This window comes from Endozoicomonas sp. 4G (genome assembly GCF_023822025.1).
Lineage (GTDB): Bacteria > Pseudomonadota > Gammaproteobacteria > Pseudomonadales > Endozoicomonadaceae > Endozoicomonas_A.
The window spans coordinates 4154911-4177114 of record NZ_CP082909.1 but is presented as its reverse complement, the minus strand read 5'-3'; the positions used below and the strand labels follow the sequence as shown (position 1 = coordinate 4177114).

General features: G+C 48.4%; 20 protein-coding genes. 7 read left to right on the top strand and 13 right to left on the bottom strand.

The window, feature by feature from the left end; genetic code table 11:
- Positions 1-7: 7 nt before the first annotated feature.
- Positions 8-916 carry a DMT family transporter gene (locus tag K7B67_RS16345; RefSeq protein ID WP_252176947.1) on the top strand — a complete coding sequence of 303 codons (909 nt, stop codon included), beginning with the start codon at positions 8-10 and terminating at the stop codon, positions 914-916.
- 80 nt (positions 917-996) lie between these two features.
- Here the strand turns inward: K7B67_RS16345 and slyD are convergent, their stop codons facing one another.
- Together slyD and K7B67_RS16335 are read right to left on the bottom strand one after the other, a co-directional pair.
- Positions 997-1476: a peptidylprolyl isomerase gene (gene slyD, locus K7B67_RS16340; RefSeq protein WP_252176946.1), complete on the bottom strand. Its 480-nt coding sequence runs from the start codon at positions 1474-1476 to the stop codon at positions 997-999.
- Between the two features lie 73 nt (positions 1477-1549).
- Positions 1550-5167: a hypothetical protein gene (locus K7B67_RS16335; protein WP_252176945.1), complete on the bottom strand. Its 3618-nt coding sequence runs from the start codon at positions 5165-5167 to the stop codon at positions 1550-1552.
- 110 nt (positions 5168-5277) lie between these two features.
- On the opposite strand from K7B67_RS16335, the gene K7B67_RS16330 reads away from it, so the two are divergent.
- The 3 genes from K7B67_RS16330 (at position 5278) to K7B67_RS16320 (ending at position 7632) form a co-directional block, all read left to right on the top strand.
- On the top strand, positions 5278-5847 hold the full coding sequence (locus K7B67_RS16330) for a DNA-3-methyladenine glycosylase I (RefSeq protein WP_252180598.1): 570 nt from the start codon (positions 5278-5280) through the stop codon (positions 5845-5847).
- 239 nt (positions 5848-6086) lie between these two features.
- On the top strand, positions 6087-6506 hold the full coding sequence (locus tag K7B67_RS16325) for a recombinase family protein (RefSeq protein WP_252176944.1): 420 nt from the start codon (positions 6087-6089) through the stop codon (positions 6504-6506).
- Positions 6507-6528: 22 nt separating this feature from the next.
- On the top strand, positions 6529-7632 hold the full coding sequence (locus K7B67_RS16320; protein WP_252176943.1) for an RNA-guided endonuclease TnpB family protein: 1104 nt from the start codon (positions 6529-6531) through the stop codon (positions 7630-7632).
- 99 nt (positions 7633-7731) lie between these two features.
- Here the strand turns inward: K7B67_RS16320 and K7B67_RS16315 are convergent, their stop codons facing one another.
- The 3 genes from K7B67_RS16315 to K7B67_RS16305 all read right to left on the bottom strand — a co-directional run bounded on the left by K7B67_RS16315 (position 7732) and on the right by K7B67_RS16305 (position 11271).
- Positions 7732-9054 (bottom strand): hypothetical protein, encoded by a 1323-nt coding sequence (locus K7B67_RS16315; RefSeq protein ID WP_252176942.1) that lies wholly within the window; start codon positions 9052-9054, stop codon positions 7732-7734.
- 99 nt (positions 9055-9153) lie between these two features.
- On the bottom strand, positions 9154-10425 hold the full coding sequence (locus K7B67_RS16310; protein WP_252176941.1) for a hypothetical protein: 1272 nt from the start codon (positions 10423-10425) through the stop codon (positions 9154-9156).
- Positions 10426-10479: 54 nt separating this feature from the next.
- A complete protein-coding gene (locus K7B67_RS16305; RefSeq protein ID WP_252176940.1) occupies positions 10480-11271 on the bottom strand; it encodes an IS4 family transposase in 792 nt (263 codons plus the stop codon).
- Between the two features lie 419 nt (positions 11272-11690).
- Here K7B67_RS16305 and K7B67_RS16300 point away from each other — a divergent pair, with 419 nt between their 5' ends.
- On the top strand, positions 11691-13106 hold the full coding sequence (locus K7B67_RS16300; RefSeq protein WP_252176939.1) for a transposase: 1416 nt from the start codon (positions 11691-11693) through the stop codon (positions 13104-13106).
- Between the two features lie 84 nt (positions 13107-13190).
- Here K7B67_RS16300 and K7B67_RS16295 read toward each other — a convergent pair whose 3' ends face one another.
- The 5 genes from K7B67_RS16295 to K7B67_RS16275 form a co-directional block, all read right to left on the bottom strand.
- On the bottom strand, positions 13191-13463 hold the full coding sequence (locus tag K7B67_RS16295) for a BrnA antitoxin family protein (RefSeq protein ID WP_252176938.1): 273 nt from the start codon (positions 13461-13463) through the stop codon (positions 13191-13193).
- On the bottom strand, positions 13450-13752 hold the full coding sequence (locus K7B67_RS16290; protein ID WP_252176937.1) for a BrnT family toxin: 303 nt from the start codon (positions 13750-13752) through the stop codon (positions 13450-13452). The genes K7B67_RS16295 and K7B67_RS16290 overlap by 14 nt, the downstream gene beginning before the upstream one ends.
- 160 nt (positions 13753-13912) lie before the next feature.
- Positions 13913-14827 carry a TIM44-like domain-containing protein gene (locus K7B67_RS16285; RefSeq protein WP_252176936.1) on the bottom strand — a complete coding sequence of 305 codons (915 nt, stop codon included), beginning with the start codon at positions 14825-14827 and terminating at the stop codon, positions 13913-13915.
- Between the two features lie 280 nt (positions 14828-15107).
- A complete protein-coding gene (gene arfB, locus K7B67_RS16280; protein WP_252176935.1) occupies positions 15108-15524 on the bottom strand; it encodes an alternative ribosome rescue aminoacyl-tRNA hydrolase ArfB in 417 nt (138 codons plus the stop codon).
- A gap of 5 nt (positions 15525-15529) precedes the next feature.
- Positions 15530-15922 carry a DUF2288 domain-containing protein gene (locus K7B67_RS16275; RefSeq protein ID WP_252176934.1) on the bottom strand — a complete coding sequence of 131 codons (393 nt, stop codon included), beginning with the start codon at positions 15920-15922 and terminating at the stop codon, positions 15530-15532.
- A gap of 74 nt (positions 15923-15996) precedes the next feature.
- On the opposite strand from K7B67_RS16275, the gene K7B67_RS16270 reads away from it, so the two are divergent.
- Complete coding sequence (locus K7B67_RS16270) at positions 15997-19266, top strand: DUF1388 domain-containing protein (RefSeq protein ID WP_252176933.1); 3270 nt, start codon at positions 15997-15999, stop codon at positions 19264-19266.
- Here the strand turns inward: K7B67_RS16270 and K7B67_RS16265 are convergent, their stop codons facing one another.
- Together K7B67_RS16265 and K7B67_RS16260 are read right to left on the bottom strand one after the other, a co-directional pair.
- Positions 19267-19476 carry a hypothetical protein gene (locus K7B67_RS16265; protein WP_252176932.1) on the bottom strand — a complete coding sequence of 70 codons (210 nt, stop codon included), beginning with the start codon at positions 19474-19476 and terminating at the stop codon, positions 19267-19269. It lies immediately after the preceding gene.
- A gap of 92 nt (positions 19477-19568) precedes the next feature.
- Positions 19569-20738: an alanine--glyoxylate aminotransferase family protein gene (locus tag K7B67_RS16260; protein WP_252176931.1), complete on the bottom strand. Its 1170-nt coding sequence runs from the start codon at positions 20736-20738 to the stop codon at positions 19569-19571.
- A gap of 197 nt (positions 20739-20935) precedes the next feature.
- Here K7B67_RS16260 and K7B67_RS16255 point away from each other — a divergent pair, with 197 nt between their 5' ends.
- On the top strand, positions 20936-21475 hold the full coding sequence (locus K7B67_RS16255) for a hypothetical protein (protein WP_252176930.1): 540 nt from the start codon (positions 20936-20938) through the stop codon (positions 21473-21475).
- A 201-nt stretch (positions 21476-21676) separates the two neighbouring features.
- Here K7B67_RS16255 and K7B67_RS16250 read toward each other — a convergent pair whose 3' ends face one another.
- Positions 21677-22108 (bottom strand): MarR family transcriptional regulator, encoded by a 432-nt coding sequence (locus K7B67_RS16250; RefSeq protein WP_252176929.1) that lies wholly within the window; start codon positions 22106-22108, stop codon positions 21677-21679.
- Positions 22109-22204: the final 96 nt, after the last annotated feature.

Genomic DNA, 22204 nt, shown 5'->3' with positions numbered 1-22204 from the left:
TGTTAGCATGAGCACAAAAACCCGGGTCAGCCTTTTATTTATGACTGTCTGCTTCATTTGGGGTACGACGTGGCTGGCTATGGCGCTGGCGGTTGCTACCATTCCACCCATTATCGCTACAGGGATTCGTTTTGCCGTAGCAGCCCCCCTGATTATCTTACTGGCCAGAGTGAAAGGCGTTACGATCTGGTTTCCAAGGGACAAGGGGTTGGAATTTATCCTGATCAGTTTGTTTTACTTTGCCATCCCCTTCACGCTGATGATTTTTGGTGAGCAATATATTTCATCAGGGCTGGCTTCTATCATTTTTGCCAATATGCCGGTTGCGGTTCTGGTGCTTTCGGTATTACTTCATCGCCAGAGGGTAGCGATACATCAGCTGGTGGGTCTGATCATAGCCCTGGGCAGTCTGGTGACGATTATTGGTAACCAAATGTCGGTCAGCAGTAATGGCAGCCTGATCGGTGTGGTTGCACTGGTGGTCGCTGTGTGTATGCATGCCCTGGTTTACACCAATGTCCAGAGTCGTTGCGAGGGTATTCATGTCCTGACCTACAATGCCCTTCCCTGTCTGATGGCATCGGTACTGCTGATCATTACCGGTTATTTTATGGAAGCGCCGGATATCAGCAACTTCTCAGCGCTTTCACTCAGCGCCGTGATCTATCTGGGTTCGGTCGCAGGAATTGGCGGCATTATGGCTTACTTTCAGCTGAACAAACTGGCCAGCCCATTTCAGGCTTCCATTTGCTTCCTGATTTTTCCGATGATTGCACTCTTCCTGGACAGTGTGTATTACGGAAGAATGCTCAGCCATGAGTCTATGGTTCTGACGGTGTTCCTGTTGCTTGGTGTCCTGTTGACAAAGTTGCCCGAAGGTAGTTTTCGAAACATAATCTCCTTTAAAAGAAGCTGACGCTGTTTACCGGCGCTTTTTACCGGCGCTTTTTACAGGGCATAAAAAAACCGGGATTGACCCGGTTTTTTTATGATGAGTCAGTGCTCGTGATCATCAGGCCCATGCACATGACCATGTTCCAGCTCTTCTTCAGTGGCCTCGCGCACTTCAACCACTTCAACAGCAAAGTTCAGATCTTCACCGGCCAGCTGATGGTTGGCATCAATCACCACTTCATCACCTTCAATGGCAGTAATCGTGACAATGCGTGGGCCGATCGCGGTATCGGCATGAAACTGCATACCCACTTCTACCTCGTGTTCACCAAACTGGGCACGGGGAATGGGTTGTACCAGGCTTTCATCGTATTCGCCGTAGGCCTCAGCCGCTTCCACAGAGACTTCCAGTTTGTCTCCCGCCGCTTTTCCTTCCAGAGCACTTTCCAGACCAGCGACAATATTACCCTCACCATGCAGGTAGGCCAGGGGATCATGACCTTCAGAACTGTCCAGAACTTCGCCTTCGTGATTTTTCAGGGTGTAATGGATCAGTGCGACTTTTTTGTCAGTAATTTTCATCGATTGAAAATCTCTGGATTAAATGAATGGACAGGATACCTGTCTGCCTGAAAAACAGACAGTTCTTTTTCTGTTAAGAGCCCCCGAGGGCTGACTGTGCCAGTTCAAGGTGCAGCAACGCCCTGGCTTCCCCTCCCTGGCTGGCCTGTTGCAACAGTTGAACTGCTCTGGCGGGGTTGGAGACCTTGCCTTCAACACCATAAAGGTAACGTATACCCAATTGGTAGAGTTCTTCCGGCGTGGCGTCGTGTATGCCTTGATGTTTAATCCGTTTTTCCAGGGCATGAATATTTTTTTCAACTTCGGCAGTTGGGTGAATGAAGATCTTGCCACTGTTTTCAATTCTATTAAGCAGAATGGTTTTTGCTATTCGTCCTCTGACGTCTTCTCCTTGTGCAGCTATTTGTGCAGCTATTTGCTCAAGCCGGTTCAGGGCTTTATAGAAAGCAGAAGGTTGATGATCACAGGTCAACAAATCACCTGCTTCAGCCAGTAACGTGTAAGGCTCCTGCTCGTCACAGAGTTGCTTTTGCAGCTCCACAGCTGCCGGGTATTGTTTCCTGGCAGCCACCGATAACCTGTGCGCCGACTCAATGATCCAATGCTCTTTATCCTCCTCGCTCATCTCATTCGGCCCGATGGCATGGAGCCAGTCTCTTAAAACGACACTTGCATGGTAATTCAGTCTGGGGTCTTCTGGCTTTTTGTTGAGTGCCTGAGCTATAACCTCGTAAGCTTCTCCAGCCAGTCCTGCCTGCGCGGCGGAAAGTGCCAGGGCTACGGGATCAATCTGCGAACGGTAGGGCGGTTTCAGCAAGGCTTCAGCCAGAGGACGGGTGACAGGCCATTGCAGGCTCCTGAATAGCAGGATTCCCCGACCTGCTGTATCTGGATATTTAAACAGCAATCCGGCTAATGTTTTCAGATAACTGAGGGCCAGTTTATCCCCAGCCCTTGACCTTTCTATCCAGGGTTGCAGCTGTAAAGTTTTCAGCAGTCGCACAGCCCGTTCAGGTCCGGCCTCTTGACAATAGGACGCCAGCGTTGACAGAGCCTGCAGGTCACCTGCATTGACCTTATGTATAAAGTCTCTGTCGTCTGCTACAACACCTCGCCAATGGATACCGGTATGGTGATGCAGCAAAACCGGTAGAGAGAGTTTTTCGCCCTGAACTGCCTCTTGCGGTGCTTTTATAATCGGAATGGGGTAACTCAAAGGGCCAATACCCAGCGACATACAAAGCTGTCCATCGGTCACGTTCATGCCTTTGAAGGAAACCCATCCGGCGGCACCGATAAGACCGCTTCTGAACCACTGATCCCATGACGACCATTGTGTCCATGCCGATTTATCGACCTCCTTTTCGTCCAGGTCGTAGGAGATAAACTCGGCTGTTTTTGGATCCACCAGACCATTGTCAACCTTCACTTTGATCGAAGCTTTCAACTTTCTGCTTTTCAGAAAACCTGTGGGTATATTTTGGCGAGTGGCCTCGGGAAGCTGCTCGAAATCCCTGATAAGGTCATCACCACTGACAAAAACATCATTGAGATAAACATATCCGGAACCCTGCTCGTCCAGCTCTGTGGTCAGATTGCCAATCTTGATAGAACTGGCCTTAACGTTATCGATACTGAGATGTCCCGGAGTGACTTCTGTGATCGCTACAGGTTGCCTTAAATCCCCTTCTTTGAACTTGGCAGTGGCGATCTCAAACTGATCCAGAGTCACATTGCCTGCTGCCGGAACAGAGAACTTGCTGGCCCGGCTCTGGACGACCACCTGTCCCTCACCAGAGAGACGTGTTTTACCCACACCAATCTTGAGTTCAGTGTCCTCTTCACCACTGGCTTTGAGGTGGGCAGAGAGCTTCTGCACCTGCCCGCTCAGATTTCCGGGCAACTCAATTCGGGTATCACCCCAATGAATCGAAGAAGGCTGGCCATCGGTATCAACCGTTAGCCCACCGGTTTCTATATCAGTTTGCACCTGACCGTGGTGAAAGGCTCTTGAAACCTTTAAATCTTCACCTCTGACATCGGCGTGGCAATCAATGCTGTTGCTGGAACCGGCTCCAAACTTTTGATTAAGCCCCAACCTGACTGAAAACGTTTCGGCACGACCACTAAAATCGGTTTTGTCTCCGGCCAGGTTGCCCTCTATTTGCACCTTATCCAGATCCATTCGCACCTGCGCCATTCCGCTATTTCTTAACTCCAGATGGCCCGCATTGGCTTCCAGACGGGTATTTTCAGTCAGCTTTTGAACATCTTCGTCTTTTGATGCAGGCACATTCATCTTCAGATTAAAGTCGCTGACTCTGGCCCTGAGGCCGGTGGACTGTTTTTCCAGTTCAGAGATCCAGTCAAAATCCTCCTCTCTGCCAGAGGAAGAGGGTAGCAGGCTCATGGGCTTCAGCTTTTTCTTGCGGGCAGTATCATAGAGGGCAGCTGAAGCCCCTTCCGAATCCATGTCCAGAGCATTCGCTTTAACGGTCAGCGTTTTTTCCGTGCCTCCTGTTCTGCCCGCAACAGGTTTGAGTTCGTTGCTCATGTGAAGCCCTTCCACCCTGGCCAGCGGAGGCTGGCCTTTTCTGGCCACTTCAAGATCATGAACGGTCAGGTCAAATGGCTGCTCAAGCATAGCAAGCATCGTACTGAGGCTGTCTTTTAGAGTGGGATTAAAGCTCCCTGTGATCGTAGCCAGAGTGCCAGAATCCGGTTCATCCAGAGACGCTTTTATTTTTCCTATGGAGACCCCTGCGCGGTTGAGTTGGAAGAACTGACCTTTCTGCCTGCGAGTACGATGGAGTGCCTTTAAAAAGCCTGTGATGCCTTTTCCCCTGATGTAGGCATTTATTCCTGGTGCGATTCTGCCCTGAATACTGGCTTCCATATCCTTGATGTCAATATCCATCTTAAGGGGAGGCTGACCGGGTGCACTGAAATCAATAGAACCCTTAACATCCAGAGTGATTTTAGGGTAAGTCTGACCCGTACCCGAATCCAACAGCTCCACCCTGTGGACTCTTAACTCAACATTCCTCAAAGTGGCTTTGCCACCCCCCAGCATCAGTCCGTCAAGATGAACGGTGTGCTCCTGTATTGCGCCTTTATGCAATGCTTTGAGCGATCGCAACAGTTTAAAATAACTTCGAATCTCATGATCTCTGGCTGCTCTTGCCTGTTTTTTTGCTTTACGCAACTGCATCTGCTGTCTTTTCAGAACCCGGCGTTCATCGAGGGTTTTCCTGCCCGGCTTATTGCGAATTGCCTCTGTGACTCTCTTTAATTGTTTGTTCAATTGCCTGACGACAGCTGCCCTTCGAAAACTGACTTTTGACCGAACTTTTTTGAAGTCCAATACCCAGATGATGACTGAAGCCAACAGTCGCTCAAACACGCTTGATTTGATGTTGGGGCGGGCGGTTACATCCGATGTTGCGGGTGCGGTCTGCGGGTCATCAATCTGAATTAGCGGTTGGGCACTGACCATTCTGGGGTTCCGGGAATCCAGACTCCGGGGAGTCCTGTGCTGCCCTTCTTCCGGGGACGTTAATCTTTCCTGCCCATCGACAACCGAAATATCCCGAAAGCCTGATGAAACCGAGGTTTTTGATGAAGGCTCATCCGGCAGGCGAGGAGGTACAGGTGGCAAAACAGGGCCGGATGATGACGCTCTGGATGGCATGACTTCGTTCCGTGAAGTTGCTACTGTTTCAGCTTAGCCAAAATCAATGCTGGCAGGCCAATAGTGCCATTGACCTGTCCACTATTACTTTATCTTTTCCCACAATAACAATGGGAGCCACTCTTTTGACAGATCAACGATGCGGCTGGTGCACAGATGACCCGGACTACATTCGATACCATGATGAAGAGTGGGGCGTTCCCTGCCACGACGATCAGAAGCTGTTTGAATTTCTGATTCTGGAAGGGGCCCAGGCTGGCCTTAGCTGGATCACCCTGCTTAAACGCCGGGAGGGTTACCGCAATGCCTTTGCAGATTTTGATCCTGAAGCGGTTGCCCAATTTACTGAACAAGATGTAGAAAGGCTGCTTCAGGATAAGGGGATTGTCAGAAACCGGTTAAAAGTGAACAGTGCCATCAACAATGCCCGGGCTTTTCTAAAGGTGCAGGAAGAGTTTGGCAGCTTTGATCGGTACATCTGGTCCTTTGTTAATCACACTCCGATCCGGAATCAGTGGCAAACGCTGTCTGAAGTGCCTGTCACTACCCCGGAGTCCGATGCTATGAGTAAAGACCTGAAAAAAAGGGGGTTTTCATTTGTAGGCAGTATTATTTGTTATGCCTATATGCAGGCTGTGGGGATGGTGAATGATCATTTGGTGAGTTGTCTGTCGTATTAAAATATGGCTCTTGTGTCAGTCAAATAAAATTGCAACAATCGCAAAATCAATTACGCTAGACACAAGATAAATCATTATAAAGGTGAATTTATCTTGTGGGTTTCAACTACAAAGCTAGCCAAGATTGAAGGCGTAACCAGCCAAACCATAAGGCGCAAGATCGAAAGCGGTCACTACGAAAAAGTTAAACAAACCAGTGGTGGTCACTTTCGCATATTCATTAACCAGCAAAGGAAGATATGCTACGCAAGAGCAGTTCTGGAAAGCAAAAATCCAGCATTGAAATGCAAAAGCGTATCTTACTCAAAGAGCACCTTGATGCAGAATTTATCAGCGACATTGCCAGTGCTTTCAACTTTAAGAGAAAAGGACTGCAAACCATTCTGGAATCAGCGGTGTGCGGAAATCCAACCCATATTGTGGTTGCCACAAAAGATCGCCTTGCCCGATCAGGGTTTGAACTCATCAAATGGCTTGTTGAATTATCGGGAGGACACATCGAGGTTTTGGATGACCCGGATAACGCCAGTGAGTCATTCGACACCCAAGAGCTTATCGGTTTCATTACCTCATTCTGCAATAGCCACTACGGGAAGCGATCTGCTAAAAGACGCAAAGATAATAGCGTCAAAAAAGATCAGGTTTTACCCAGAGAATGAGCAAGCCTATCACGATGCCCTGATGCTCTATCGCAGGTCGTACAACCTTGCTGTTGAGCGTTTCCGTAACGATGACTATAAAGATGCCAGCGGAAAACTCATCAACATGCGACCTGCCATTAAAGCTCAAGTGAAGCAAGAGCACAAAGAAAGTGGCAGGGCTTATAACTCGATTGTTTCTGATAACGGAACACTGGAGGCAGCGACTAAATTCAAAGCGGTCTGCGAGCACAACAAGAAGCTCAAGGGAGCTAAAGAGGGCTTTGCAGAAATCCATTTCAAAAGCCGCAAAGGTAGCAGGCACTCATTCTCTATTGACCGTTTCCCAAAGGGATTAAATCCCTGCGTAGACGCTCTTGGCAAGATTCACCTGACAGAAGATGTGCCAGCAGAAGCGATGGGTAAATCTTGTGTCATAACCTACGACAAAGGTCGCTGGTTCGTTCAGGTTCAACAACATATTGAGCTAAATCCCGAAATCCAAGGGAAGGTTAGATGCGTTGGAGTTGACCCCGGAGTTCGCACCTTTGCCACTTGCTACAGCGAAAAAGAGGCGTTGATAGCGGGTGATAACGTTGCAAAAACAAAGCTGTTCCCACTGATGAAACAAGTGGACAGCTTGGTCAGTCAAAAGCAAAAAATCCTGAACACGCAGAAGGGCGTTGAGTTCCCCGATATGCCCCAGTGGGCAAGAGATCGGATTACTCATTTCAACAGGGAAATTGACCGGCTGAAATGCAAAAAGGATGACATTGTTCTTGATCTGCATAACCGGCTGGCGTTCGAGCTGGTGTCGAACTACGACGTTGTATTTTTGCCAACCTTTGAGACAAGAGGTATGGTCACACGCAAAAATAAGAAGGTTCGCACCATACGCCGTAACACCTGCCGCCAGATGCTTGACCTCAACCACTACCAATTCAAAAAGCGGCTTAAGTGGTACGCAAAAAAGTATGGAAAGCATGTGGTTGATTGCAACGAAGCCTATACATCCAAGACTCGATCATGGAACGGGACCATTGACGAAAAATTAGGTTCTTCCAAAGTTATTAAGGGAGAAGGTTTCACCGTTGATCGTGACATCAACGGTGCCAGAAATGTCTTTCTTAAGTGTTTGACAAGGTAGCTTGAGCCTTAGCCATAACAGCGAGTGTTGCGCTCGTTGCGGTTTTAATCAAGAGTTGAAGCATAAAGCGCTTCAACCGACACTGAGCTGGAAGATGGATCATTCTTTACCACCCTTCTTCCTTTTTCGGTTATATGGCGGCTGGTCATACGCTTTTCTTTTGGTTCTCTGGCCGGTAGGCAGGTGGCTCTGTTTGTGCCTTTTCAGACTGCTCGCCCGATCGGTGCTGTAGTTGCAGCCCTCATGGTCACACCGGCGCGCCTTGGTTCTCTGGTCGGTAGGCAGGTGGCTCTGTTTGTGCCTTTTCAGATTGCTCGCCCGATCGGTGCTGTAGTTGCAGCCCTCATGGTCACACCGGCGCACCTTGGCTCTCTGGTCGGCAGGCAGGTGGGTCTGTTTGTGCTTTTTCAGACTGTCCCTCAAGTCGGTTTTGTAGTTGCAGCCCTCATGGTCACACTGGTGCAGCCAGGTTCTCTGGTTGGCAGGTAGATGGGTCTTTTTGTGCGTTTTCAGATAGCCCACATGGTCGGTGCTGTAGTCACAGCCTTCATGGTCACACTGGTGCGGCCAGGTTCTCTGGTCGGCAGGCAGGTGGGTCTGTTTGTGCTTTTTCAGATCGCCCTTGTAGTCGGTTTTGTAGTTGCAGTCCTCATGGTCACACCGGTGCACTTTGGGTCTCTGGTCGGCGGGCAGGTGGGTCTGTTTGTGCTTTTTCAGACTGCCCTTGAAGTCGGTTTTGTAGTTGCAGCCCTCATGGTCACACTGGTGCACCTTGAGTCTCTGGTCAGCAGGCAGGTGGATCCATTTGTGCTTTTTCAGATCTTTCGTGTAGTCAGTGCTGTAGTTGCAGCCCTCGTGGTTACACTGATACACCTTAAGTCTTTTTGGTCTCTGGTCGGCAGGCAGATGGGTCTGTTTGTGTAACTCAGTGGCTATTTCACTGTCTGAAATGGATTCCTGATTCATCATTTTTAGTCTCAGGGTCGCACAATACTCACTGATTTCGTTTAATGCCCGAAAAGGATCACCTGTCGTGTTTACACACTGAACATCCGTTTCGGTATCAGTTTCGTCTTCTTCAGAACTGCTGTTGCTGTTTTGATCAGAGGCGCCGTTGTCTTCACTGTCACTGTCTTCGCTGTCACTGTCTTCGCTATCGGCAATATCATCAGAGATTGCCCGGCTGTAAGTCTTGGTTTCGACGCCAGAGTCTGGAGAAAAGCAATAGCGAGTGTCTGGCTTTAAGAGGATGGGATCATCGAAGCAAACCCTTGGCATGTCTAAGTGGTACCGTTCAATAAGCGCCTTGCCGTCAGTCAGAGCGAAGAGCAAAGACAATCTGTTTTCCTGAGCGTGGCCTTTAGAGCAGTGTACAGAAAAAGCAATGGCCAGAGTTAAAATCAATGGTTTTTTGGATAGCAAAGTCTGGCTTCCCAGTTGTTGAACTGTTTATTAGAAATTCAGGTTAGTAAAAATCTGGAAAGAGGCTGGAGGTTTCTTTGATATAGGTTGTGAGGTGGATCATTCTTTATCACCCTTCTTTCTTTTCTTGTTAGATGGCGGCATACCATACGCTTTCCTTTTGGGTCTCTTGAGTCTCTCGTCGGCAGGCAGGTGGGTCTGTTTGTGCCTTTGCAGATGGCTTTTGTAGCCGGTGCTGTAGTTGCAGCCCTCATGGTCACACTGGTGCACCTTAGGTTTCTTGGGTTTCTGGTTGGCAGGCAGGTGGGTCTGTTTGTGCCTTTGCAGGTGGTTTTTGTAGCCAGTGCTGTAGTTGCAGCCCTCATGGTCACACTGGTGCACCTTGAGTCTCTGGTCAGCAGGCAGGTGGATCTGTTTGTGCCTTGTCAGACTGCCCCTGTAGCTGGTTCTGTAGTTGCAGCTCTCATGGTCACACTGGTGCACCTTGGGTCTCATGGGTCTCTGGTCAGCAGGCAGGTGGGTCTGTTTGTGATGTTTCAGATTGCCTGTCCAGTGGGTGCCGTAGTTGCAGCCCTCATGGTCACACCGGTGCATCTTGAGTCTTCTGGGTCTCTGGTGGGGCGGCAGGTGGATCTTTTTGTGTCTTTTCAGACTGCTGCTGTGGTCGGTTTTGAAGTCGCAGCCCTGATGGTCACACTGGTGCACCTCGGTTTTCTTGTATCTCTGGTCGGCAGGCGGGTGAGTCGCCTCTGACCCAGTGGCTATTTCACTGTCTGAAGTGGACTCCTCATTAATCCTTTTCAGTTTCAGAGTCGCACAATACTGACTGAATTCTTTTAATGCTTGAAAAGGGTCCGGTGTCGTGTTTACACACTGGACATCCGTTTCGGTACCAGTTTCGTCTTCTTCAGGACTGCTGTCGCTGTTTTCATCAGAGGTGCTTCTGTCTTCACTGCCACTGTCTTCGCTGTCACTGTCTTCGCTGTCACTGTCTTCGCTGTCACTGTCTTCGCTGTCACTGTCTTCGCTGTCACTGTCTTCGCTGTCACTGTCTTCGCTGTCACTGTCTTCGCTGTCACTGTCTTCGCTGTCACTGTCTTCGCTGTCGGCACTATCATCAGAGGTTGCCCGGCTGTAAGTCTTGGCTTTGACGCCAGAGTCAGGAGAAAAGCAATAGCGAGTGTCTGGCTTTAAGAGGATGTCATCATCGAAGCAAAGCCGTGGCATGTCGAAGCGGTACCATTCAATAAGCGCCTTGCCAACAGCCAGAGTGAAGAGCAAAGACAACCTGTTTTCCTGAGCGTGGCCATTGGAGCAGTGCACAGAAAAAGCAATGCCCAGGGTCAAAATCAATGGTTTTTTGGATAGCAAGTCCTGAGTTCCCAGTTGATGAACTATTTATTGGAAAATCAGGTTAGTCAAAATTCAGGGAAATGTTAGAGGTTTCTTTGCCGTGAAAATGCACGCTTTATGGAGCTCTTCAATACGCCAACGCAACGCATAAAATCTCAGAACTGTACGACAGTCTTCAAGTGTTTCCACTGACTCTGAAGTCAATAAAATCCAGCGCAACCGATCCTCAGTGTCATTATTGATTTCTTCCGCAATCAGAATGTTGACAGTTATTGGAGCCAAACGCCCACCCGGTCTTTGGGGTGATTGAATCGTAACGGTTTTCTTCTTCACTTCCAGAGTTGCTTTGCGTGCTTTACGTGCACTTTGCCCTCCACGCTGAGGCACTTTAATCGTATAAGTTCCCAAGGCTGGCTCTTCCGACAGGGCATCAAAAAGAAGTTGGTCATGGTCAATCAAAATTCGGTTTTGTGTTGCCCTGACAACAAACCTCTGGTCGTGAGTCAGCTTGTACTGGATATATTCATAAACATCCGCTTCACGATCGCAGACACTAACTACCTTGGTCATTTGGGCACCCAATCTGTGCTTGATGTTTTCAGAAGACTGCTGCCATTTAAAACTTTCTTTTTCTTCGTAAGGTCGCTGTTTACGGGCGCTCCGCTTGCCAGCTTCATTTCCAATAAGTCGATAGGCACCCTCAACCACTGCAAGGTCGCCTTCACACGAGGAGGCTAAAGATGAGCCCGTGTGGGCAGCTAGTTCAATGGCTACACGGGTTAGTCTCTTTGTACGACGTTTATCACCTAATTCTGCGCACTCGAAAGTACGTTCAGCCCATTGTTGAGGAGGTAGTGGAAGCATGATCTTGACTCATCTCAGAGAGGATAAGCCAAGTATAGAATTTGTGACTAAGAGACAGCCTTCAGGGGCGGGTCTAGCCAGCGCAAGGCGTTAGCCTTGCTGTGACAGTCGCTTAGAAGTTTTAACAGACTTTTCTGAAGGCGGTGTTCTCTGGCTTTCTCCAGAAGTGTTTCCCCCATAACATCGGCTTTATGCGCTCCCAGTATTCATGCCTTAATGTATAAGACGACTTTCCCTTTGGCTTGCCTACCATTTCCCTGCTGAACTCGTTTCTACGGTATTTAGTAACAAATACTAGATGTACGTTATTCCTAAATACACATGATCTACCCGATCTCCATTCGTACATAAAAACCTCATATTTGACAGATATTTCTAGCCAGACTAGCATGAAGCCATTCAATTCAACAGGTTATGTAATGCTGCAAGGTATCCGACTCAAAGCCAATCCAACAGATCAGCAAAAGTTGGTTCTGTCTCAGTGGATGGGTTGCGCTCGGTTTATCTGGAATGCGAAATGTGATGAACATCGCTATTACAGCACTTACGCAAAAAAATACTGCCCCATAGGTACGTATGCTCCTATTGACACAAAGGCAGCCCAATTCAAAAGCGAAGAGTTATCACCCTGGTTATCCGATTGTCCCAGTCAGATAATCAGAAACTCGGCTACCAACTGGTATAAGACCTACCAAAAACACATTAATGGCCAGTGCGGTAAGCCAAAGAAAAAGCCAAAATCCGACAAGGGCAGCATTTATCTCACCAATGAAGTGTTCCGGTTCGATATCTGTGAAGATGGTGTAACCCGTCTTTTCATTGGTACAAAGACCAACAATATTGGTTATTTGTCGTTTAAAACTCATCGCCCATTCAACGAACCAAAATCCATTTACATTAGAAAAGAAGCTGGTCAGTACTCCGTTTCTTTCTGTTATGACGATGGGTCAGAAGAACCAGCAACGGAAAAAGAGCATTTGGAATACCTTAAAGGTGCTTCCAAAGAGTGGCTGGAAGAGCATGTTATTGGCGTCGATCGAGGTGTTGTCATACCTGTTCATACTGGCGTTAAGCCTTACGACTTTACAGAAAACCAGACAAAGAGCATGGATAAGCGCCAGCGATACCTAAAGAGGTTTCAGCGCCGTTTGTCTCGCCAAACCAAAGGCTCTAACCGTCGTCAGAAAACAAAGAACAGGATTAGCAGGCAGCACAAGAAAGTAGCCAGCATTCGGCAAGATTTCTGCCACCAGACCAGCCGTAAAATGGTCGATAGCAAGGCCAGAGTCATTGTTTTCGAGGATCTGAAAACCTCAAAAATGACCCGCAGGCCAAAAGCAAAAAAAGATCAAAACGGAAAGTTCATCTCCAACAAGGCGAAACAAAAAGCCGGACTGAACAAAGCCATTCTCAACGTAGGATGGCACTTCCTGGAAACCTACACCCGATATAAAGCAGCAAGAGCAGGCAAAGCAGTCTTCAAAGTGCCTGCACCCTTTACGAGTCAAGAGTGTGCTGATTGCGGTCACACTCACCCCGACAACCGCAAGACACAAGAACGGTTTCTTTGTGGTCAATGTGGACACTTTGACAACGCTGACAGAAACGCCAGCATCGTAATCAAGAAACGAGCAATTAAGTTTTTCATGGACTCTGGAACGGAGTTGGTTGGCAAAGGAATTCCTGTGCTGACTAAAGGACGTGGAGCGAAATGTAAGTCGGAAAAGGGCAAGCCCTCTTCCGCAGCTCGCAGTGAAACGTCAAAAAAGAAAAGAACGGTAACTACTCCGGTAGCTTGCTTAGTATTGGAAGCTCGCTCCTTTAGGGGCGAGTAGTTCACTGCCGCCAGTTACAGGGTCTCCTTCGTCACTCTGGTACTTGGAAAGCAGGATGCTGCCCATCGGAGCGAATCTCATTTGTCAGTTAGCTCCAAATTCCTCGACTGCCCTTGAAAGCCAAACTTTCATAAGGGATTGATAAGGCACATCCCTTTTGTTGGCTTCCACCTTAATTGACTCTAACAAACTTTGTGGCAACCTCAATGAGATTGATTTTGTTGACGGTTTCAGGTTTGGGAATGTTACAGGGACGGCTTTGCTAAGTTCGAAGTATTCGCTTGAATCATGACTGTCCCAGAATTCCCGTTCTTCCTTTTCGTTTTTAAACTTAGGAACCTTTTTAAGATTGTTCATCGTAAAATTTCCTCTCTTTTTTGTGCATATCTCTCGCAGAAATTACACGTATTTTTTGTCCAGAATCTCTTACTGTGAACGTTACATGCAACTTACGACCATCGTCAGTTTTACCGTAAGCGTGATATCTGCATTTCAAAGAGCTATGCTTTTCGTCTGACAAAAGCAAAATAGGCTTATTGAAAAAAACCTGTTCCGCTTCATATTGGCTAACATTATGTTTTTCTTGGTTTTTTTTGGAATTACCAGTGTCCCAGTCGAAGCCAACGATCCCAGCAATATTAATCATATTTGTATATTGCTTTGATATACATTCATTATCAAGTCGTTGACATCCTCCCCGTCGTTTACGGCGGGGAGGAATGTTGACTTGTCGGGGTCGCCTGGACGGGGTCGCCCAGACCGATGAGGGCTTTCGCCAGTAAAGTTCACACCCCTCCCTGCTTCGATCAGGCTTCAATACCCACAATCAGCCAGGGCGCATTGGGCTCCTTGAGACTGCGCTGCAGGTGCCAGATATCCGTAATATCTTCTTCAACCCCTTCAACGGTATCACGGTACTTACCGGTGAAACGCACGCTGATCTCGGCGACGGTGTCATTGTAATCCGCTCTGCCCAACTCGGCGTCTACAAACATCACCTCGGTATGCTGATCACCATCCAGAGCAGCTCTTTCTGCTTTTAACTGTAAGAACAGTTCAGGGTCCAGATACTCGCGTATGGTGTCCAGGTCGTTTTTGTTCCAGGCTTCCTGAAGGGTTCGGTAATGGTCCCTGGCGCCATTCATGAAAGCACTCAGGTTGAAGCCCTCGGGTATATTCATGGGGACATCACTGGTTCCAAAACCGGTTTGAGGCAGGGTTGTCTGGGCAGCCTGGCCGAAGTTATCGTCTTGCTGTTCTCTGTTCTGACCAAACAGTTGACCTAATGAAGGGGATGGCTGATTCTGCTCTGGGGTGAAATGAGCCGAGTTGCTCCCATGACCCGCTGCCATGGCTTTGGCACGATTCATACTGCGGAATACCTTGAAGAGCACAAAAGCCAGTAAAGCAAGAATCAGAATATCCATCATCTGCAGACCACTGAATGCACCACCGAACAGAGAAGCAATCAATCCACCTGCCAGCAGGCCACCTAACAGTCCACCCAACATGCCCTTGCGGGAACTTTGAGCCGCTGTCTGCTTGCTGCCCTGCTGAGGAGCCGTCGCAGGCTGCTTGGGAGCAGAAGCCGTGTTATGGGAGCGGCCAAAGCTCTTGCCACCCCCAAACTTTTTAGCGTCGGCCACCGGGACGTTAAAGACGAAGCTGAAGGCCATAATAATGGCCATAAAAGAAGCAAATCGTTTTATCATTAATCTCATGTCTCTTGTTGCCAGTACCTGTGAACCTTCATCCTATGGTGAGTCAGATTTATTGCAAGTCATTGCATAAAAAACGGGATAAATTAATTAAATAAATCAGGTCTCAATTCATTCAGCCCGAGTGACTCTTGCTCTTTCTCCACGTAGGCTGAGTGCCAATCGAGCTGTTTTACCAGATCCGTTGTTTGGCTCATTTTTTCGATCACACCGGTCAATTGCCTTGGAGCCCCCCGATGGCGATAAAGTTCCGCTTGCAATGCGCAGATGTTCTTCAGGGAACTCACCAGCCCTTGACCTGACCTCTCAGTGCTTTGGTCTTGCCCCGCTGATGCTTTCGATCCATGCGTTTTTCCTGTGAAGAACGGGTAGGTTTGGTGGCTTTTCTTTTTTTGGCAACCGCCGTCGCTTTTTGAATTAGGCCCAGTAAGCGATTCAGGGCATCCTCACGATTTTTCTCCTGAGTCCTGAACGACTGCGCCTTGATGACAATGATACCTTCGGCAGTAATCCGCTGGTCACTGAAAGCCAATAGCCGTTCTTTATAGAACTCAGGAAGGGAAGAAGCCCTGATATCAAACCTCAAATGGACAGCCGAAGAGACTTTATTAACGTTCTGTCCACCAGCCCCCTGGGCACGGATAAAATTAAACTCAATTTCATCGGAGGGAATGGTAACGGCGTTGGAAATCTTCAGCATATTACTCAGTTTCTATCCTGAACGAGCACCCATGGACGCACGACTACCGCCCATAAATCTGACTTTTGCTCATGCCAGTTTCTGGCCTGATCATCACTGACGGGCCCTAGTTTCCTGTCATTCAACCAGGCTTCTACTGTCGTTTTATCATCAATGGAGATACTGTGCGCGACAGCAACAATATCCAGATCCGGAGCCACCGCCAGCAGGTGACCGGAAGCAAAGTAGCGCTGAAGGTCTTCCCAGGCAATTTTTGCGGTTTCCAGGTTGAGTTTGGCCTTGTTCAGCTCATTGGGGTCTACGGAATCACTCATAGATAATCTGTCTGATAAACGGTAATAAAGGCAAAGACTACCACATCCCACCCAGAGTCTCTTGGGTCGGGGATGATTTTCCATTTATTGAACCAAATCAACCTTTGCAGGTCTATCAGCTTGGAGTTCTCAAAAACAAGTGATTAATGGAATAAATTATGTTGCCACGGATGCCCAGTGCTACTCCCTTGACTCCCCTGAACGTATCCAGTGGGGCTGATCCGCATACAAAACCTTCTTCCCTTGCGGCCACTGTGGGTTTGAGCAAAACAACAACTCAATCAGAAGGACCTTCTGGTCGCTCCTTACAGCGGCGACACATCGCTGCCAATCCTGACCAGCGTCGTGAATGGATATCCCGTGTTCGGGATGCATTAGGTAATATTGATATTCCGTATGACTGTAAAATGTTGCGAGAACTGGTAGAAAAGGCTCATCGTGATCTTAAAAAGATGAGTCAGAACCATTCTGGGAAGAATGAAAAATTCCAACCGCAGTTCTTACAAAAGCTCATGAATTGTCTTGTCGTGAGTCCTAAGCTTCCTGAAAATATTTCCGTTCTGCAAACTCTGGCTGATTTAGGGCTGGGATTTGAGAGTGAGTTGATGGACTTTAAAATACGGATACCACCTCAATTATTAAAACAACTTTTAGATAACACCCCCCATGAAACTGTGCTGAAAATTCTTGGCGAACTCGCCAAAACAATGATGTTTCATGCTGATCCGGGCTTTATGGAAATATTGGTACAATACCTGGACCGGGGGCAGCTACAGCAGGCTGCCCGAGAACTTTTGAGTGAGCTGGCAAGAGATTACCCTTTTCTAAGGGAGTTCAATGTATCTCTGCGACTGTCTGATGGTTCAGCACCGTATCTCATAAAAGCTATTTTCGAATCGCCAGGCATCAGGCGCGGCAACCCTCAGGCGTGTCAGCAGACAGTCACTACTGCGATAGCTTCGGATTTTTTTAGATTGCAGCTTTGTTTGCTGGAAGTGAATATGCAAAGGCATGAAAAGCTGATTCTGGAAGGACTGGAAAAACTGGATGATACCGAGCGGGAACAGCTGCTGGCATGCAGCTTTATATTAGGCCAGTGGGAACTGTTTAAGCGGTTGCCGACTGGCTCCTTGCCAACCATTCTTAATCAGACGTTTGATAATGGTGGTAATATTCTGCACCTTATGGTGACAGCCCTTCCAAACGTGGACTTTTACAGAAGTGTTTGCAGTGACACCTACCTGAATGCTCATACCCCCCGCTATGACCAGTTGTTTCAGTATCTACCCGCTGAGGCTCTTTCACCCGCTGAGGCTCTTTCACCCGCTGAGGCTCTTTCACCCGCTGAGGCTCTTTCACCCGCTGAGGCTCTTTCACCCGCTGAGGCTCTAGCCAACCAACGGGACAACAGCGGTGCCACACCACTGCTGCTGTTATACCGTCATCACCGCCCGCAATTGGCATCAGTGGCCCTATCCAAAGCGGAAGACCGTCAACTGGCCAGAGCCCGTCGCAGTGCGCTGATCAAGCTAACCACTGCCGATCATCTTATTGAGTGTATGCAGGATCATTTAGGAGGGAAATTCCCTTTGAATGTGAACTGGTTTTTTGAATTCCTGCAACTTTTTAAATCCCTGCCGCCCTCTGCTTTTAAAGCGGTCAGCTTACATCCTGCTCAGTGTCCATACGCCAGACAACTAAGACATAAACCCTTGCCCCGTGCAGCGGAGTTACTTCAGCCTGTGATCAACTACTTTGAGGATCACCCTGATGCTTTGCGGGATGAACAGCAAGCATTGGCATTAATGCGATTAATTCATCAGAACGGGCTGCCGGTTGAATATTCTGCTCAGGTGCTCCGGGTTGTCACTCCGGGTATGCAGAAAAAACTTGTTGAGTATCTGACAGCAACACCTGATGATCGCGAGTCACTGTTTATTGAGCGGTGCTACGACCTGTCATATATGGGGGCACATTACTATCCATGGCATCTGATTGGGCTTGGGGTGGGTGGTGGCTGTGCACCTGATCCAGACCGGTTTTATTGCGAACGCTTTCGCCATGAGGTGGCTGAATTTGACAGGAAACATCCAAAAGAGACGGTTCCGGAAATCTCCAGGCTTTGGGAAGCCGAGTTAATCAACAGCAAGAATGTTATTACGTACGGCCGCAGTCTGGCTTTTCCTTGCTCAGAAGTACCTCAAGGCTACCGCCGTTTCAAGTTCCTGAAACATCAACAGGGCTCCACAGAAGACTGGCATGATTTTATCCGGGAGCAGCCACAACTGGATTTTTTTCGAACCCATAAGGATGCTCTGGGCCTTCAAAGCGCACTGCTGAAACCACGGGGCATCTATCGTCTGACCCATGCTCTGGATAAGCTGAAAGCCTGTGGATTAGCTGAAAAAAAACTGACAGCCATTGCCCTGGAGCCTGATGGTTCGGCACTGCTGCAAGTATTTGATGATGAAAAAAATACCCGCCTGTATCACCGCTACCCCTACGAAACTAAAGATGATACAGGGCTCTCAATGCAGGCATCGTTTCATGGCCTCAGGCTGTTTGCAACCGATGCAGGTCTGCTCTGGCAACGCAATTTTCAGGCACCGGACACATTAAGCTCATTTCATAATGCTGCGGATGGCAGGGCCTGGGTGCCGACCCCTTTTTTTGGATTTCAGGGGGTTCCCGGCACGATGGGAGAGTGGAGCGGCCAGGATTATCCAAACATAGCACCTGCCCCGGTGGGGATGAGAGACTGGGCTGATATCCGCTCATTTACCGAACAAACGCACTCCGGTTTTGGTATGAGCAGATCCTATTTAACAAGCCATTGTGAGCGGCAGGGTGAATTGCGGATTACTGAACTTGGGAAAGCCTTTTATGGGCTGGTGATTAACTGGTTGAGGGTTCGCCATGACACCGACAATCTGGATTTTAAAAACGCCGTGCAGATGCAGGAGTTGCAGGAAGAACTGGTGACGATAGCCGCTGATTTGTTTGGTAGTGCCTATAAAATGGGTACGGAGGCGATGAAAGCAAAAATACGTCAGGAGTTCCCGGCAGAGTCCCTGAGCCGGGCTGCCCTTGAATGTGGTTATTGGTGTGACCCGACATTCCGTTACGTAGAGGATATCAAATCAGGCCGTTTTCCTGACCAGATTTATCCGGATCATCCCATTGGAAGCTTTAACCGTTACTACTTGCCCCCAAAGGTAGGAAACTTCACCGACCGGGGATTTTTGCGCTCATCCAGAGCCAAAGGGCCAAACCTGGGTGCTGACACTGGCACCCTGCCACTGGCCCATCTGGATAGCCTGTTCTGGTTTGCCCTGTGTTCAGGGTGGCTCCTGACTCACAATCCAGAAGAAGACGGGCAGCCTGCAAGCGCAGCACCCAGCATCAGCCAGCGGACGAAGGAAACCTGATTACTGCTGTATTTTTTCTTTAAAGTCGTAATAAACACCTTCCAACCCACCTCTTTTTCCTACCTCAAAGCCAAACCAGGCTTTGTTGGCAAAGCGGGGGTAGTCCGCTTTGACGTAGGCATAATCCTGACCAATAGCCATTTCAAAATTTCGGGACAGGCCGACGATCACAACCAGAGCCAGAAAGATTATTGCCAGAAGTTTGTACATGCTTTATACCCTAATGAATTTGTTTCACCGATATTAGCAGAAGGATTTTTCAGGTTTGGAATTCTCTTTGTGGATAAAGGAAATCCACGCCTTCAATTCCGTGAGCGATAAAATACCAGAGCAGCGGCCGCACCGTTTTTATCAGAACCCAGCACCGCCTGCAGAGCACCCAGACAACCCAGAACATGAGTCTGATCGGCGCTGCAGCCCATCAGGCCGATCCGCCAGACCTTGCCAGCCAGATCGCCAAGACCGGCACCGATCTCCAGATTGTACTTTGCCAGCAGTTCACTTCTTACCTGAGCGTCGTCGATGCCGTCGGGAATCCTGACTGCATTCAGCTGGCTCAGGCGTTCATCTTCAGGAACCACCAGTTCCAGCCCCATGGCTTCCAGACCGGTTGCCAGCGCCTGATGGTGAAACTTGTGGCGGCTCCAGGCGTTTTCGATACCTTCTTCCTGCAGAATAACCAGTGCCTCATGCAGGGCGTACATGGCATTAACCGGTGCAGTATGGTGATAAGCCCGTTTAGCGCCTTTGCCCCAGTAACCCATGATCAGGTTCATATCCAGGAACCAGCTCTGAACTTTGTGTTTGCGGCTGGCAATTTTCTCCACGGCTTTTTCACTGAAGCTCACCGGGGAAATACCCGGTACGCAGGAAAGACACTTCTGGGTGCCCGAATAAATGGCATCAATGCCCCAGGCATCCACTTCCAGCTCAGAGCCAGCCAATGAGGTGACGGCATCAACGATCGTCAGGCAGCCATGCTCTTTGGCTAAACGACAGAGTGCTTCTGCATCAGAGCGGGCACCGGTGGAGGTTTCGGCATGAACGAAGGCCAGGATTTTGCTGTCCGGGTGAGCTTGCAACGCTTTTTCAACGTCAGCCACATCAACAGCACGGCCCCACTCACCCTGAACAACGACGGGTTCACCGCCAGCACGCTCAACGTTTTCCTTCATACGGCCACCAAAGACACCGTTGATGCATACCAGTACTTTGTCGCCTGGTTCCACCAGATTGACAAAGCAGGCTTCCATACCCGCAGATCCGGGTGCGGAGATAGGCAGTGTCAGGGCGTTGCGGGTTCTGAAGGCGTACTGAAGCAGTTCTTTAACTTCATCCATCATGCGCACAAACGCAGGATCAAGATGGCCGATGGTGGGGCGGGACAGGGCCTCTGTAATTCGAGGATAAACATCTGAAGGACCAGGGCCCATCAGGATTCGTTTGGGTGGGTGGAATGATTGAATGGTCATGTTTTGTTCTGCTGTTATTGACCGTTTGGTCAGGTTGATGACAAAGGACTTTTATGTATTACACCTTTTAGCCGCAAGTAGCAATGTTATTTAAATGGTCGCATAAGCAGGTTTCTGGGCGTATGGCTGCCTTAGCGTTTTGCTTTCTTTAAATCAGTGACTACATTGTAGCGAGGCAGATTCAAAGGTGGTTTATTGTGAAGTCTAAATATTTGCTCTTGGCTCTAGTGCTGTCCTTTTGTGCAAATGACTCTTTTGCAGACGTTCTACAAGTGGCAAGACAGTTTCTGTCTTTATATGACGCCGTGTCTGAAAAAATACATAAGGATCGCGAAAAATATGATTGTTTTTTAGAACGTTCCGGGGACTCTGGAGTTGAAGGACGAATTGAAGTGATTCGTATGATGCACGCAACTATGTTGAGTAAACGACAGCCCCATCCCACTGAGCCATTAGCCGTTTATTTGAAGGAGATTAGTAAACATCCAATAGCCAGTGCTACTCCAAGTGATTGTCTTGCCGCAATGGACGCATCTGGAAAGACTGATTCTGTTCTGCACATGTTTAAAACTTTTAAGGAATATGAAAACCCGGAAAATGTATTAAAAGCGGTGTTGCTAGGAACTTTAGAAGCTTTAAATACAGACCCTTTTTTTGCGAATATGTGCAGTGAGCTGAACCTTTCAGAAGAGTACCAGAGTGCTTTAGGAAAGATTGCTGAACTGGCCGGAACTTGAAAACACACTGAGTAGCATACCTCCAACGGTGGCTGAGCCAGACGTGTTTGCCATCGATAAAAAATCAGAAAGCCCAGGTGGATACTGAGCTGAGTACTGGCTGTGGTGAGTGTGCTTTAGATTGTCACAGTCGTGCGATTTCGTTGGTTAAGAAAGCACCGCACAGGAACAAGCACAAACAGGAGTAGCACTCCTGTTGGACTATTCCAGCTCACCCATTAATTTTTCGCAGAGTCGTTTTAACTCCATAGCCTCATCAAACTTCAGGTTGACCTTGCACCGCAAGGAAGAAGGCACCGAAAGCGCTTTTTCCTTTAATTTTTTCCCGGACCCTGTTAGGGAAATGACTCGGACTCTCTCATCAACCTGACTTTTGGTTCGAGTCAGAACCCCTTTGCTTTCCAGTCGTTTCAGCAACGGCGTCAGAGTGCCTGTATCTAAAAACAACCTGTGGCCAAGATCCTTAACGGGTATCGAATCTCTCTCCCAAAGCACCATCATGACGAGGTATTGCGGATAGGTTAAATCGATTTTCTTCAAAATCGGACGATAGAGCCGAGTCATGGCATTCGACGCACTGTAAAGTGGAAAACACACCTGATTTTCAAGTCGAAGCATATCGTCATCATTCATGTCGTTACTCGAATTATTCATTGTTGGCACTGAACCTAAACTCCTGTAAATATATTGTGCACAATATGTTTGACACGAGCAACGCCAGTTAATATA

Excerpts from the sequence above, each read along its gene's own strand:
- K7B67_RS16345 (WP_252176947.1), top strand. The coding sequence starts at position 8 with ATGAGCACAAAAACCCGGGTCAGCCTTTTATTTATGACTGTCTGCTTC.
- K7B67_RS16250 (WP_252176929.1), bottom strand. The coding sequence starts at position 22,108 with ATGAATGATGACGATATGCTTCGACTTGAAAATCAGGTGTGTTTTCCA.
- K7B67_RS16260 (WP_252176931.1), bottom strand. The coding sequence starts at position 20,738 with ATGACCATTCAATCATTCCACCCACCCAAACGAATCCTGATGGGCCCT.
- K7B67_RS16275 (WP_252176934.1), bottom strand. The coding sequence starts at position 15,922 with ATGGAAAATCATCCCCGACCCAAGAGACTCTGGGTGGGATGTGGTAGT.
- K7B67_RS16300 (WP_252176939.1), top strand. The coding sequence starts at position 11,691 with ATGCTGCAAGGTATCCGACTCAAAGCCAATCCAACAGATCAGCAAAAG.
- K7B67_RS16265 (WP_252176932.1), bottom strand. The coding sequence starts at position 19,476 with ATGTACAAACTTCTGGCAATAATCTTTCTGGCTCTGGTTGTGATCGTC.
- K7B67_RS16325 (WP_252176944.1), top strand. The coding sequence starts at position 6,087 with ATGCTACGCAAGAGCAGTTCTGGAAAGCAAAAATCCAGCATTGAAATG.
- slyD (WP_252176946.1), bottom strand. The coding sequence starts at position 1,476 with ATGAAAATTACTGACAAAAAAGTCGCACTGATCCATTACACCCTGAAA.
- K7B67_RS16290 (WP_252176937.1), bottom strand. The coding sequence starts at position 13,752 with ATGATTAATATTGCTGGGATCGTTGGCTTCGACTGGGACACTGGTAAT.
- K7B67_RS16285 (WP_252176936.1), bottom strand. The coding sequence starts at position 14,827 with ATGAGATTAATGATAAAACGATTTGCTTCTTTTATGGCCATTATTATG.
- K7B67_RS16335 (WP_252176945.1), bottom strand. The coding sequence starts at position 5,167 with ATGCCATCCAGAGCGTCATCATCCGGCCCTGTTTTGCCACCTGTACCT.
- arfB (WP_252176935.1), bottom strand. The coding sequence starts at position 15,524 with ATGCTGAAGATTTCCAACGCCGTTACCATTCCCTCCGATGAAATTGAG.
- K7B67_RS16295 (WP_252176938.1), bottom strand. The coding sequence starts at position 13,463 with ATGAACAATCTTAAAAAGGTTCCTAAGTTTAAAAACGAAAAGGAAGAA.
- K7B67_RS16320 (WP_252176943.1), top strand. The coding sequence starts at position 6,529 with ATGCTCTATCGCAGGTCGTACAACCTTGCTGTTGAGCGTTTCCGTAAC.
- K7B67_RS16270 (WP_252176933.1), top strand. The coding sequence starts at position 15,997 with ATGTTGCCACGGATGCCCAGTGCTACTCCCTTGACTCCCCTGAACGTA.
- K7B67_RS16305 (WP_252176940.1), bottom strand. The coding sequence starts at position 11,271 with ATGCTTCCACTACCTCCTCAACAATGGGCTGAACGTACTTTCGAGTGC.
- K7B67_RS16330 (WP_252180598.1), top strand. The coding sequence starts at position 5,278 with ATGGGAGCCACTCTTTTGACAGATCAACGATGCGGCTGGTGCACAGAT.